The sequence below is a fragment of the Shewanella sp. SM73 genome (assembly GCF_025653795.1).
Taxonomy (GTDB): domain Bacteria; phylum Pseudomonadota; class Gammaproteobacteria; order Enterobacterales; family Shewanellaceae; genus Shewanella; species Shewanella oncorhynchi.
The window spans coordinates 27,562-41,845 of the sequence record NZ_JAKKRY010000013.1 but is presented as its reverse complement, the minus strand read 5'-3'; the positions used below and the strand labels follow the sequence as shown (position 1 = coordinate 41,845).

Annotated in this window: 12 protein-coding genes; 11 read left to right on the top strand and 1 reads right to left on the bottom strand. The window is 45.8% G+C overall.

The features are described 5' to 3' along the window. The first annotated feature begins 33 nt into the window (after positions 1 to 33). The 10 genes from L5M51_RS16680 (at position 34) to L5M51_RS16635 (ending at position 11,179) form a co-directional block, all read left to right on the top strand. Positions 34 to 597 carry a sigma-70 family RNA polymerase sigma factor gene (locus tag L5M51_RS16680; RefSeq protein ID WP_006085483.1) on the top strand — a complete coding sequence of 188 codons (564 nt, stop codon included), beginning with the start codon at positions 34 to 36 and terminating at the stop codon, positions 595 to 597. After that, a complete protein-coding gene (locus tag L5M51_RS16675) occupies positions 590 to 1,294 on the top strand; it encodes a DUF3379 domain-containing protein (protein ID WP_263173806.1) in 705 nt (234 codons plus the stop codon). The genes L5M51_RS16680 and L5M51_RS16675 overlap by 8 nt, the downstream gene beginning before the upstream one ends. A gap of 157 nt (positions 1,295 to 1,451) precedes the next feature. Beyond that, on the top strand, positions 1,452 to 2,903 hold the full coding sequence (gene putP, locus L5M51_RS16670; RefSeq protein ID WP_028761059.1) for a sodium/proline symporter PutP: 1,452 nt from the start codon (positions 1,452 to 1,454) through the stop codon (positions 2,901 to 2,903). Between the two features lie 353 nt (positions 2,904 to 3,256). Continuing rightward, on the top strand, positions 3,257 to 4,573 hold the full coding sequence (locus tag L5M51_RS16665; protein WP_263146179.1) for an OmpP1/FadL family transporter: 1,317 nt from the start codon (positions 3,257 to 3,259) through the stop codon (positions 4,571 to 4,573). Between the two features lie 103 nt (positions 4,574 to 4,676). Further along, positions 4,677 to 5,063 carry a VOC family protein gene (locus tag L5M51_RS16660; protein WP_028761061.1) on the top strand — a complete coding sequence of 129 codons (387 nt, stop codon included), beginning with the start codon at positions 4,677 to 4,679 and terminating at the stop codon, positions 5,061 to 5,063. 143 nt (positions 5,064 to 5,206) lie between these two features. After that, positions 5,207 to 5,923: an SIMPL domain-containing protein gene (locus L5M51_RS16655; RefSeq protein WP_028761062.1), complete on the top strand. Its 717-nt coding sequence runs from the start codon at positions 5,207 to 5,209 to the stop codon at positions 5,921 to 5,923. Between the two features lie 176 nt (positions 5,924 to 6,099). Then, positions 6,100 to 7,113, top strand: a complete 1,014-nt coding sequence (locus L5M51_RS16650; protein WP_212601835.1) for an efflux RND transporter periplasmic adaptor subunit — start codon at positions 6,100 to 6,102, stop codon at positions 7,111 to 7,113. A gap of 36 nt (positions 7,114 to 7,149) precedes the next feature. Next, positions 7,150 to 10,398 carry an efflux RND transporter permease subunit gene (locus L5M51_RS16645; RefSeq protein WP_263173804.1) on the top strand — a complete coding sequence of 1,083 codons (3,249 nt, stop codon included), beginning with the start codon at positions 7,150 to 7,152 and terminating at the stop codon, positions 10,396 to 10,398. A 43-nt stretch (positions 10,399 to 10,441) separates the two neighbouring features. Further along, positions 10,442 to 10,654, top strand: coding sequence for a DUF2892 domain-containing protein (locus L5M51_RS16640; RefSeq protein ID WP_105252075.1), 213 nt, complete (start codon positions 10,442 to 10,444; stop codon positions 10,652 to 10,654). Between the two features lie 108 nt (positions 10,655 to 10,762). Then, complete coding sequence (locus L5M51_RS16635) at positions 10,763 to 11,179, top strand: rhodanese-like domain-containing protein (RefSeq protein WP_263146172.1); 417 nt, start codon at positions 10,763 to 10,765, stop codon at positions 11,177 to 11,179. Between the two features lie 381 nt (positions 11,180 to 11,560). On the opposite strand, the gene L5M51_RS16630 is transcribed toward L5M51_RS16635, so the two are convergent. After that, on the bottom strand, positions 11,561 to 13,723 hold the full coding sequence (locus L5M51_RS16630; RefSeq protein WP_263173802.1) for an alkyl/aryl-sulfatase: 2,163 nt from the start codon (positions 13,721 to 13,723) through the stop codon (positions 11,561 to 11,563). A gap of 360 nt (positions 13,724 to 14,083) precedes the next feature. On the opposite strand from L5M51_RS16630, the gene L5M51_RS22850 reads away from it, so the two are divergent. Then, the gene (locus L5M51_RS22850; protein WP_411569018.1) at positions 14,084 to 14,188 is read left to right on the top strand and encodes a hypothetical protein; all 105 of its coding nucleotides are present in this window, start codon (positions 14,084 to 14,086) and stop codon (positions 14,186 to 14,188) included. Positions 14,189 to 14,284: the final 96 nt, after the last annotated feature.

The window sequence follows — 14,284 nt, the reverse complement described above, 5'->3', positions numbered from 1 at the left end:
TAAATATTCCGCCAAAAAGCCCAAAGATAAAAAATGTTTGCTAACTGGCGCAAGAAATCCGTCGAGCCCGCGGTCTCTTCTGACATGCTAAGCAAACAACGACGATACAACAGCCTAGTCAAGGCGCTACATGCAGACATTTTCCGCTACGCCTATTGGTTATGCGGCGATAAGCACGTGGCTGAAGACATTACCCAAGAAACCTTCTTGCGGGCGTGGCGCTCTTTGGATTCCCTCAAGGATGATAAAGCGGCGAAAGCTTGGCTGATCACGATTCTTAGGCGTGAAAATGCGCGGCGTTTCGAGCGTAAACAGTTCGATTATTCCGACGTTGAGCAAGATACCTTAGAGGACAATATCTCCAATAGCAGTGAAGAGCAGACCGAGCAATATCTGATCCGTCGACAAATTGGCAAGCTGGATATCGAATACCGTGAACCACTCTTACTCCAGCTCATTGGTGGCTTTAGCGGCGATGAAATCGCCGAGCTGATGGAGCTCAATCGCAACACCGTAATGACGCGTTTATTTCGGGCGAGGAGCCAATTGAAAGAATTACTTGAGAAGAATGATGTGAGAGGTCAATCCAATGGATGAGCTTAAATTTAGACGTCAAGCTTATGAAGATCCTCATAATCAAGATGCTGACTTTCTGGCGCAGATCAATGCCAAGCCAGAAAACCAAGCCCTAATCAATGAGCTTAAAAACCTTGATGCCAAACTGAGCAACGCATTGAAAGTAGATGTGGCTGAGGATCTCGCCGACAAACTCATTTTGCGTCAGCAGTTACAACAGCACCATAAACAGCGCCGGCAAACGTTTTTTTTAGTGGCCATGGCAGCCTCGGTTGCGTTTGTGGTAGGGATCAGCTTCAGCCTATTACGCTTAGGGCCTATTGATTTGGCTGAACATGCACTGGCCCATGTCTACCATGAAGATATTGCCTTGCATGTCGATCAAAATGTCAATTTTAGTCAAGTCAATGCCCAGCTTGCGTCGATAAAAGACTTTGGCAATGCCAAATTTACCCAACAACCGGGCAAAGTGTATTACACCTCTTATTGCGATTTTCAAGGGGTAAAAAGCCTGCACTTAGTACTTCAGGGCGAACAAAGTAAGGTGACACTCTTTATCGTGCCACTCGAGAAACGTATGGTGTTGGATAAAACCTTCGCCGACGGTAAATATCAAGGGATGGGCTTTGAAACGCCCGATGCATTTATTTTGCTCATAGGTGAGGCTCAAGCTGACCTTAGCTATATAAAAGACGAAATCAAGAATATATTTATTTAAGCTATTGTTATAATTTGCATTTAAAAATCAATCTCCGATATTTTCATGTTATCGGAGGTTAGATTTCAATCACACTTACATCTGCTAATGGGCGCACGTTCAAACATCTGGTAGCATGCTTGCCACTTTTAATAATAAAAAGATGGGAAAAGGCAAGATGACGATTGAAACCCCGATTTTAATCACATTTGTTGGTTACTTAGTATTGATGATGGGCATAGGTTTTTGGGCTTACCGTGCTACCGATACTGTTGATGATTATATTTTAGGTGGCCGCAAAATGGGCCCCGCAGTGACCGCACTCAGCGTGGGTGCATCTGACATGTCAGGTTGGCTGTTACTGGGGTTACCCGGCGCAGTTTACTTAAGCGGCTTAGGTGCAGCCTGGATTGGCGTAGGATTAATTATTGGTGCTTGGCTAAACTGGTTATTTGTTGCCAAGCGACTGCGCATTTATACCCAACTCGCCGATAACGCCCTCACTTTACCGGATTTTTTCGAGAAACGTTTCCACGATACCCAAGGCTATCTCAAGCTCGTTTCCGCAATCACTATTCTGGTGTTTTTTACTTTCTATGCCTCCTCAGGCATGGTCGGTGGCGCGATTTTGTTTGAGAAAGTCTTTGGGCTTGATTACACCGCAGCCCTAGTGATTGGCTCGGCCATCATAGTCGGTTACACCTTTATTGGCGGTTTCTTTGCCGTGTGTTGGACTGACTTTTTCCAAGGCAGTTTAATGCTCATCGCCCTATTGATTGTCCCTTTCGCCGTTTTCGCTCACCCCGAAAGCCATGCAGGTATTGAAACGATTGATCCCGCAATGTTGGCATTGGTCAATGACAAAACCACTGCCATCGGCATGTTATCTTTGCTCGCATGGGGCCTAGGTTATTTTGGTCAGCCACATATTTTGTCGCGTTTTATGGCGATAGGCAGTGCCGATGCCCTGCCCTTGTCACGCCGTATAGCCATGAGCTGGATGGTGTTATCTCTCATTGGCGCGTTAGCCACAGGTATCGCAGGCTCGCTCTATTTCGCCAAAGAGCCATTAGCCAATTCTGAAACGGTATTTATCCATTTAGCTCAAGCGGCGTTTAACCCATGGATTGGTGGGCTATTAATCGCCGCTATTTTATCGGCAATCATGAGTACTATCGACTCACAACTCTTAGTCTGCTCAAGTGTCATCACCGAAGATTTCTACCGTAAATGGTTGCGCCCAAAGGCCGATGATCGCGAGCTAATGATGGTAGGTCGTTTAGGCGTGCTCGCTATCGCTGTGATTGCAGGTGTGATAGCACTCAATCCTGAAAGTAGCGTACTTAGCCTAGTGAGTTATGCTTGGGCAGGCTTTGGTGCGGCCTTTGGTCCCGTAGTCTTGTTATCCCTGTTTTGGAAGCAATATAGCCGTAATGGCGCTATCGCCACTATTATTGTCGGTGCATTAACCGTGGTGATTTGGAAGCAACTCACTGGTGGCATTTTTGAAGTATATGAAATCCTTCCTGGGTTTATATTCGCGACTATTGCGGGTATTTTAGTCAGTAAATTCTCTGCTCCAAGTGAAAAAGTAACAATAGAGTTCGAACAATTTAAGTCTGCACTCTAATCTAGATATGCTTCCATATGTTAAAAAGCGCACAAGTGTGCGCTTTTTACATTTTGTATCCTTTTAAATACCCTACACACCATTACAAACCGTTAACTTCAATTGAAACCCATAGCAGCACCCAAAGCCCTTCATATCAAGCATCTGGCCAGACCATTCAAGCATACTAAAGTATCACTCTTGTTTTAAAGACTTTCAATTAACTGAAAATTAACATTTTTCACTTCTGGTCGGACTTGTTGAGGGTACATTGAATCCATAAGATGCCGGAGACTAATAAATGGATTTAAATACTTTCGGCGGACTAGGACCGAATAAAAATCCAATACTTATAAAAAATAGAGAGAATAATAATGAAAACATTCAACAAGACACTCATTGCCGTTTCTGTCGCATTAGCAAGCACACAAACCTTAGCTTCAGGTTTTCAACTAAACAGCCAATCAGCAACTGGTATGGGCCGTGCATTTGCGGGTGATGCGGTTATTGCCGATAACGCTTCTGTGTTATCACGTAACCCTGCTGCTATGGCATTATTCGATAAAGATGCGATCTCCTTCGGCTTAACTTATGCCGATATTACTGTTGATGTTAAAGATGTTAACTTTGCCGGTGGTGCCGTTGACTTAGGCAGCATCGATGACGCGGGTAGCTCTAAAATTATCCCTAATATTTTCTACATCCACCCCATCGACGATAAGTTCGCCGTAGGTTTTGCCGCTTTCTCTAACTTTGGTACCGGTACCGATGCCAGCTCACTTTCAAAGAGTTTGCCAGCAGGCTCACCAGCACCTTATGATCTGCTTGGCGAAACAGAAGTAACAACGGTTAACTTTAACACCAGCCTTTCATACCGTATTAATGACATGTTCAGTATCGGTGCTGGTATTGATGCCATTTACGGTGAAGGTCGTTTAACCCGTAACATGGGTACTACGCCTTTAGTTGACGTCGACGCTGATGGCTGGGCCTTCGGTGGTATCCTTGGTGCCACGATTGAATTAGATAAAGATAACCGTTTCGGTATCAGTTACCGCTTCAGCCCAACAGTGAATGTTAAAGGTGATATCAACACGATCAGCACTAAAGATCTATCTGCCGTTGGTTTAGGTCCAAAAACAGCACTAGCGACAAGCTTTGACAGCTTAGACGTACCCCTTGCGGATATTTTCCAAGTTGCTGGTTTCCATCAGCTCACACCTAAGTTTGCAGTGCACTACACTGCGCAGTACACCCAGTGGAGCAACTTTGAACAAATCACGGCTAAAGATGGCGTAGCCACTATTATTCCAGGTCAAGCGGGTGCAGGTACTCAACTGCAAGCTGGCGACGTTGCTCTGAAAGAATACCAATGGAAAGATTCATGGTTATTCAGCCTAGGTGGTACTTATACTATCAATGAGCAATTTACTGTACGTGCAGGTTATATGCATGACCAAGGCGTTGTGGACGAAATCAGCTCTATTTCATTCCCAGACTCTGACCGTAACTGGTACACAGCGGGTATGAGCTACCACATCAACCCACAAAACACTGTTGACTTTGGTATCGCTTATATTAAAGGTGAAGAAGTTCACCTGATCGAAAACAGCGCAATCGCAGGCCCTGTTAATGCTATTACTGAATCAAGTGGTATGTACTACTCAGTTCAATACAGCTACCAGTTCTAAGATAAATTCCTAACACCAAAAGCCGCATTTTTTGCGGCTTTTTTGTATCTTAAGCATTTATTGCCTAAAGTTAATTCATACTCCTGTAAACGCAGCTACGGCTATGGCTAAAGTCATTGGACTCGGTGGAATTTTCTTTAAAAGTGTCGATCCCGTTGCCTTGGCAACTTGGTACAAAACCCATCTTCAAGTCCCCATTGAAAACTGGGGCGGCGCCGCGTTTTATCACACAGATAAATCAACTCTTGGCTACCATGTTTGGACTCCTTTCGCCCATAGCACGGACTATTTCGCCCCCTCAGATAAAGGGTTTATGTTCAACTTTGTCGTTGACGATCTAGAGCAAGCCCTCGTACAAGTAGAGCAAGGTGGCGGTCAACCGATTGGTGGTATTGAAGATTCAGAATTTGGCCGCTTTGGCTGGTTTATTGACCCTGATGGCAATAAAGTCGAATTATGGCAGCCAAGCGCGATTCCTCCTGAAAAATAAATGCTTTAAACAGATATTTCAAAACTCATCTCTCAACATAATCCCCCCTGCCTTAAGCGGCATCTATTCCGAATAAACCCAGTGCATGACTGAGGTTTATTCGGTATCGTAGACTGAGTTCATCTAATCAAGAGATTCTTTTTATGGAAAAAAGTAACATCCTTCCTGCCCTACTGTTAGGTGGTTTCCTTTGCGCTGGACTTGTTTATGTAGGCCAGACAGCAAGCTCAGCACTATTGCAAATGAAAGCCATGGAACGCACTGTCACGGTAAAGGGCTTAGCGGAAAAAGAAGTTAAAGCCAATGTGGCAATTTGGCCAATCAATTTCACTGAGGTCGATAACAATCTGCCTAAACTCTACGAGACGGTTCAGCAAAAAACCGATCGTGTTGTGGCGTTTTTAAAGGAACAAGGCTTTAGCGACAGCGAAATTACTGTCTCTTTGCCTTCAATTGAAGATCGCCAAGCCCAAGGTTATGTCGATCCCAACGTCAGATACCGTTACTCGGCAAAAGTGAACCTATCGGTTTATACCCCACAAATTGATCTCATGCTGAACACCCGTAAGCAAATGATTAACTTAGTAAAAGAAGGTATAGCGATCGCCAGCCAAGATTATGATAATCGCACTGAGTTTCTGTTTACCGATCTCAACTCAGTCAAACCTATCATGGTGCAAGAAGCGACTCAAAATGCCCGCGAAGTGGCTGAAAAATTTGCTAAGGATTCGGATTCTCGCCTCGGAAAAATTAAAAGTGCGAGTCAAGGCCAGTTCACTATTTCAGACCGCGACAGCAGCACGCCTTACATTAAACAAATTCGCATCGTTTCCACACTAACCTATTATTTAAATGACTAAACTTTAGGTTTAATTTGAAACTCTGAAGCACGAGGAATAAGGCGCTATAGGCCTTATTCCTTATTCCTAAATTAGGTAAAAACACTACATTAAATTTTTCTAATAAATATTGATTGCCTATTGAAAACAACTCCATTAGAATTTTCTCATAAATTACATCTGGGGTGATATAAGTTATGACATCAATTTCTCGTGCTTTTTTCTTACTGCTGGCACTTTCCAGTACTCAAGCTCAGGCTGCCTCAGTCGAAACCATCGAAGTCTTAAATAAACCCTATCCGAATTGGGTCACCTTAGACGCCACTATTGAAGCAGTAAAAGCGGCGACGGTATCGGCGCAAACCTCTGGTCGAATTGTCAAACTCAACTACGATGTTAACGATGTCGTCCCCGAAGGAGCCGCCCTACTGGAAATTACCAGTAAAGAGCAAGGCGCTGAACTGGCAAGCTTTGAGGCTGATCTAGCCAAAGCGAAGGCTTTAAATGTCGAAGCTCAGGCACAATACAAACGTTATAAAGAGCTATTTCCCCAAGGCGCGATTTCTAAGGGCGCGATGGATGAAGCCACCGCCAATGCTAAAGCAACAGAACAAGCCGTCAGTGCAGCACAAGCCCGTGTCATCAAAGCCAACGAATCCTTAAAATACACTGTCGTTTCAGCGCCTTTTAGTGGCATAGTCACTGAGCGTTTTGTCGAACTTGGCGAAACCGTAAGCCCAGGACAAGCACTACTTTCAGGGTTTTCCGCGAGTCAAATGCGCGCCATTACCCAAGTGCCACAGCGTTACATTAACCAACTTAAAAATTCCCCCGAATTTCTCGTCCGTTTAAGTGATGGGCGCGAGTTCACCTCAACCGACCTCACGATTTTCAGTTTCGCCGATCCCGTCAGCCACAGTTATCAAGTGCGAATTAATCTGCCAGAAAATGAAGCCAATCTTCAACCTGGTACTTGGGCAAAAGCTTCCTTTAAAAATGGCGATCGGGAAAAAATCCAACTGCCCGCCTCTGCACTACTCACAATGAACGAACTGAGCAGTGTTTACCTTAAACAAGGCGAAGCCTTTGTGCTGACCCAAGTCCGTGTCACTGAGCCCTTAGATGGCGAGGTAGAAGTGCTTGCGGGCCTTAAGTCAGGTGACAAGGTGGCCGTTGATGCCTACCAAGTGTTGCTCAGCAAGAAGCAATAAATTCCCTAGCGACTTAAGCTTTGTCGAGGTTGTTTTATGAAACATGCTCCAGTACCACAAACCACACTTGGGATTTCCGGACGAATTGCCGCTGCCTTTCAAAATAGCGCCATCACGCCACTATTAGCACTTCTTGGGCTCTTACTTGGCTTATTCGCTATTTTGGTCACGCCAAAAGAAGAAGAGCCACAAATTGATGTCACCTTTGCCGATGTGTTTATCCCTTTTCCCGGCGCGACACCCACGGAAGTTGAAAACTTAGTCACTCTGCCAGCGGAACAAGTGATCTCCGAAATCAAAGGCATAGATACTCTGTACTCGTTCTCCCAACCCGATGGCGCGCTGATCATCGTCATCTTTAAGGTCGGCGTCGGGCGCAATGATGCCATCGTCAGCCTATACAACCAGATTTATTCCAATATGGATAAATTGCCAAGGGGCGCTGGCGTGGGCGATCCGCTAATTAAACCCCGCGGCATCGATGATGTGCCCATTGTCAGTTTGACCTTGTGGTCTAAGGACAGGCAAGTGTCGGCTGAGCAGCTAACCCATGTCGCCCTTGGATTAGAAACCGAAATTAAGCGTATTCCCGGCACTCGCGAAATAGATACCGTTGGCCAGCACGATATGGTGGCCAACATACGTATCGATCCCGCCAAGATGAACAGCTTTAATCTGACCTACGATAAGTTAAGACAAAGCCTGAATGACAATAATATGGTCTCTATGCCTGCATCCTTAGTGCAAGGCAATCAAGAGATTAAAGTTCAGGCTGGGCAGTTTTTACAATCCATCGACGATCTCAAGCAATTAGTCGTCAGTGTCTATCAAGATAAACAAGGCAAGAATATTCCGATTTATTTGGCGGATATTGCCGAAATCAGCTTAAAAAGTGATATCCCTAAACAGAGCGTTTGGCACGCAGATAAAACCGACATTTATCCCGCCGTTACAATCGCAATTGGTAAACAAGCAGGCCAAAATGCCGTCGATATCGCCGACAGTGTGATTGAGCGGATTGCTAAAGTCGACAATGTGTTGATCCCGGCAAATGTCGAAGTCACAGTGTCACGTAACTATGGCGAAACCGCGGCGGATAAATCTAATACCCTTATTTTAAAACTGATTTTTGCCACCAGCGCCGTAGTCGTGCTGGTCTTTTTAACCATGGGCGCACGCGAATCCTTAGTCGTGGGCGTGGCCATTATTATCACGCTAGCGATCACCCTTTTCGCCTCTTGGGCGTGGGGATTTACCTTAAACCGCGTGTCCTTGTTCGCCTTGATTTTCTCCATCGGCATCTTGGTCGACGATGCCATAGTCGTAGTAGAAAACATCCACCGGCATATGGCACTCGGCAAAAAGTCTTTTAGTGAGCTTATCCCTGTGGCGGTCGATGAAGTCGGTGGCCCAACGATTCTGGCGACATTTACTGTTATCGCAGCCTTGCTGCCGATGGCTTTTGTATCGGGCTTAATGGGGCCTTACATGAGCCCGATCCCCATCAACGCCAGTATGGGCATGTTAATTTCCCTCGTTGTGGCATTTGTGGTCACTCCTTGGCTCAGTCGTAAACTGCTGAAACATAATGACCAACACGATACTGCCCAAGCCTCGCACGAGGATGAAGCTGAAACTAAGATGGTGCGCCTCTTTACTCACTTAATTGGTCCTTTCCTGCTGGGTAAAAATGCCCGTAAGGCAAGAGTGGGACTGGCTGCCGGCGTATTTGTGTTAATCGGCATCGCCGTCGCGCTCCCTGTCGGTCAGCTCGTGGTGCTTAAAATGCTGCCCTTCGATAATAAGTCCGAGTTTCAAGTGATGGTGGATATGCCAGAAGGCACTCCCGTAGAGCAAACACAAAGAGTATTGCAGGATTTGAGTCGCTACCTAACAACCGTCCCTGAGGTCGAGCATCTGCAATTGTATGCGGGCACTAACGCGCCAATGAACTTTAACGGCTTAGTGCGCCACTATTTCCTGCGTCACAGCCAAGAGCTTGGCGACATCCAAGTGAACCTAGTGGATAAGAAACACCGCAAGCGCGACAGCCACAGCATAGCGATATCGGTGCGAGACGAACTGCAGCAAATTGGCGAGCAATATCAAGCCAATATCAAAGTGGTTGAAGTGCCACCAGGGCCGCCAGTGTGGTCGCCGCTAGTTGCAGAAGTGTATGGCCCAAGTCCCGCTATTCGCGAGCAAGCCGCATATGAGATGCAGGCGCTGTTCCATGAAACCAAAGATGTGGTCGATATCGATATTTTCTTGCCCGCCGCCCAGCAAAAATGGCAAGTGATGATCGACCGCAGTAAAGCCAGCCTGATGGCCGTGCCCTACAGCAATATTGTCGACTTGATTGCCACCTCAGTTGGCGGCAAAGATGTGAGCTATTTACATCAAGCCCAGCAAAAACAACCGATACCGATCCGCCTGCAATTAAACGAAGGCGCGAAAGTCGATTTAGAGCAAGTGCTGAATATGAAGTTACTGAGCCAAACGGGGCAATCTGTGCCTGTCTCTGAGCTGGTGACCATCAAACGCGGCAAAATCGATGCACCAATTATCCATAAGAATATGATCCCTATGATCATGGTCGTCGCCGATATGTCGGGACCACTGGACAGCCCGCTCTACGGCATGTTCGATATGGCGGGCAAAATCGATGGCGCCGATGGCTTAGGTTTTGATCAGCATTATATTCACCAACCCACAGGGTTAGACTCAGTCGCCGTGCTCTGGGATGGCGAATGGAAAATCACCTACGAAACCTTTAGAGACATGGGTATCGCCTATGCAGTCGGTATGATTGCGATTTATTTATTGGTGGTCGCGCAGTTTAGATCGTATCTGGTGCCGCTTATCATCATGGCGCCAATTCCACTGACTGTGATTGGCGTAATGCCTGGGCATGCCCTGCTCGGAGCGCAATTCACCGCGACGTCCATGATAGGCATGATAGCGCTGGCGGGGATTATTGTGCGTAACTCGATATTATTGGTCGATTTTATTAATCAAGAAACCGCATCCGGTGTGCCCTTTGAGCGGGCAGTGATCCACTCTGGCGCCGTGCGAGCTAAACCTATCATGCTGACTGCATTTGCAGCCATGATAGGGGCATTGTTTATTCTTGATGATCCGATTTTCAATGGCTTAGCGATCAGTCTGATCTTTGGTATTTTTATCTCGACCATACTGACCTTAGTTGTCATCCCTGTGCTGTACTACACGGCCATGAAAAACCGTATGAATACTGTTCAGATACAAACACAAACACAAAACTAACCACAACAAAGGCCATCACCAAGATGGCTTCAAGGAGTAAGGTATGTCATTAGAACGCAGTATTATGGCTTTTGCTGGATTGATGGTGTTACTGTCACTGGTGTTAACCGCCTATGTGCACCACAACTTTCTGTGGTTAACCGCATTTGTTGGCGCTAACCTATTCCAAAGTGCTTTTACCGGTTTTTGTCCTGCCGCCATGGTTTTACGCAAATTGGGTGTAAAATCAGAGGCTGAAATTGCTAAACAAAGCTAAGCCACATACAGTCACTACTTAAGAGTTAAGATAAGAGTTAAGAGTTAGGTGAGCAAGTACACGCTTGGCTAATACAAGCGTGCCGAAAAGCCGTCAAGGAGAGATAAAGTGACCCACAACCTCGAAACCCGTGGCCAAAGTCTAATGCGCTTAGCCCAATTAAGCTTGCAAGCACTAGTACTCATGCCACTGCTGCTAATGCCCATGATAGCCAGCGCCGCCGACCAAGACCCTGTAATCGCATTAGATAAAATTGCTGCAGGTGCTATGGTGCTCGATGTCAGAACGCCCGAAGAATTTGCCGAAGGTCATCTAGCCAATGCGGTAAATATTCCCTTTGAGCAAGTGGCAGAGGAGTTTGCTAAGCGCGGCATCGCCAAAGATGCCCCTGTTATCTTGTATTGCCGCAGTGGTCGACGTAGCAGTATCGCAACCGAAGACTTAGTCGCTGCTGGATACACTCAAACCTATAATGGTGGCGGTTACTCCACCTTAGTTGAAGCGCAAAAAACGCCCGCTAAGTAATTCACAGCCATCGAATAGGCTCTAGTGCGGGGAAGCAAGCGTTAATCACTTAAGCACTGTCACCTCGCTCTAGTCATTCAAGGTTTAACGGCTAAAAGCGCCCTAAGGCGCTTTTTTATTGTCTAAATAGAATATCGAAATTACGCAGAGGTAAATAAGTAAGCACCTACCCACAATCATTTTTGAAGAGACACATAATCCATCCTAAAAATGAGTGGCAGATTTAAAACACAAAAAGATGTCGTTAACCTGCAGTTTGCACAAAAATAAATCACCTTAAGATTGCAGCACTGGTGCATTGACACCGCTGCAACCTATTGTAAGCAGGGAAGTGAACCTCAACGCTCTACATTCTTGCAAAAGGATGAGAGAGAAGACGCATCAGCCCCCCGAAGAATTACCGGGCTCTTGAACTTCAAACGGGTCTTTAGCAAGATCTTGATGAGGTTTAATGGCCTTGGTACCAGGCAAAAGTTCAAAACTAGGAGTAAATCTAACCAAAGAACTCCGCAGCAAATCAAACGGCTTGCGGTCACCTTCAAGCTTAACTTTACCTTCCTTAATCAACTGCTCAAATGTTGCTTTCCCCCCCATAACGGTTTCTAGGTCAACACGGTTGACTCTAATAGTCAGATCCGGATTCTTAGCCAACTGTCCCTTGATGTTCGTCAGTGTTGAATTGCTTAGCTCAACGATAAACATCTCACCATTATCAGGCGTGATCAGATTAATGACAGCCTTGACTCCCTCCACTTTGGTGCTATCCATGCTGATACCCATAAAATTCAACCAAAGCTCAGTGGTCATACCGCGAATGGTATCCGGACCGCTAGATTTGGGTGGCACACCACTTGGCTGACCATGACGTAGTTCATAGGCTGCAGCCAGGAAGCTGTTACGCACGCTCGGGCTTTCCTTCTGATAGCCTATCTGCTCATAGACATCTGCCAACAAGTCTTTGGCAGAAACATTCTCAGGTTCGGCGTAGACTAATTTATTGAGGATCTCAACAGCTTCGAAATACTTACCCTGATCCTGCAGTTGCTTACCCTTAGTCATTATCTTCTTAGCGCCACCCATCATCTCGACATAAAGCGGTGCTGATTCTCTGGGTGAAAGCGGCATCAGAGTCGCGGGGTTTGCATCCCAGTAACCAAGGTACCTGTTCATCACAGCACGGCTGTTATGCTCGATAGAACCGTGGTAGCTATGGGCCGCCCACTGTACTTGCAGGCTCTTAGGTTGTTTATAGACGTTGTGGATTTCGTTTATCGTCACACCTTTGTTCGCATGGTGCAGTACGTTGTTGTTAAGGTGACCATAAGCATCACGCTGGGTGCGCATTATTTCCTGTATGCGTCCGTTACCCCAACGTGGCCAACTATGTGCAGCGAACATGTATTCGGCCTCAATACCGTAACGATACAGTGCCACATTGATGTGCTTGGACCAAGCCAGTGCATCACGCACTAATGCGCCACGCAGGGTGTAAATATTGTGTATGGTACCGGTGATGTTCTCTGCAGCCCAAAACGCTTTTAGCTGCGGGAACCAAGTATTCATTTCAGCAGGCGCTTCGGTGCCAGGAGTACTTTGGAACTCCATAATGACCCCATCGACGGTCAGCGTCTCGAAGTCTTTTTCTATATAGCCTGACGGTTGAATTAGACCTGTATTACCCGAAGCGGTATTTTTCCCAATTGATTGATCAACATGACCAAACGGGCTACGTGGAAGTAGCACGCCGTATTGAAAGAATGAACGGCGGATCATTGCATTGCCTGCGTAAACGTTCTCGGAAACAGCATGTTCCATAAAGCCACTCGGCGCGATGACTTGCACCTTGCCACTCTTGACATCAGCCTCGTCAATTACACCGCGTACACCACCGTAATGGTCCAGATGTGAGTGCGAATAGATCACCGCGACTACTGGCCGAGGACCGAGTTTTTCGTTGATTAACTTCAACGCTGCTGCGGCAGTTTCCTTCGCTGTCAGCGGATCAAACACGATCCAACCCGTGTCGCCCTTGATAAAACTGATGTTGGCAAGATCGAAACCACGGACCTGATAAATCTTGCCCGGAACCACCTCATAAAGGCCATAAGCCATGTTCAAGATGGCCTGGCGTTGCAACGAAGGGTGGATGCTATCAAAATCCTTGCCCTGCAGTAGGTATTCGTAACTACCCATATCCCAAGCCACGTTGCCAGCCTCGGCCATAATTTGCTTATAGGATGGCGCGACAATGAAGCCCTTCTTGGCTTCCTCGAAATCACGCTTATCTTCAAAAGGCAGGCTCTTGCGCAGGCCATTCTGCAGTTCGACCGTAAACGTCGACGGCATTTTACCTTTGGGATCGAAATGCTTACCTTCCATGGCACCAGGGTCTACCAGCACGCCACCGCCACCTGCTGCTAAAGTGTCACCGCAGATCAAGAGCGTTCCGACCAAAAACAGGCTAAACACATTTTTATGTCGCATATGATTTCCTTTCAAGTTTGAAAAGTAAAATAGCAAGCAGACATCTTGTAAAGTACTCATACGCGTTTATCTCATAAGACCTATACAGTCTTTAAGGCCAGTAAAAATGCGTATTTTTAACTACATATTAGTTATCAGCTTCCTAAAATATAACATTCGACAAAACGCGCATGTGCGGGTTCCAAACCTATTATGTCGAGCTGTAAAACATAAGTCATGTCAAAAATGTTAATCGAATGTAAGGATGGCACAGGTGCACAAATATTTTTATTTTTTCCTTTGAAACTTGATCAAAGTCATTAATTTAGTGCAAATAAACAGTATAAAAATCGGATATCATGAATATAAAAACCCCGTTTCTACACCTAATTCAAGAATAAATGCGTATGCAGGATTAGAGATTAGAACTGAAAAAACTACCTGCATTGGATCAAAAAAATTATTAACGTTCACCACGAGTATCATCCTGAAACGATGGAAACTGAAGTGGTCACACAATACTTAACCTTCCTTATCCATAAATAAAATATGGCTCTCAATACGCAAAAAGTTGTGCTCAACACATTAATCTATTTGTTACGGAATCATCTGTATCATAAGCTTGGAAATTTAATTTTTTTG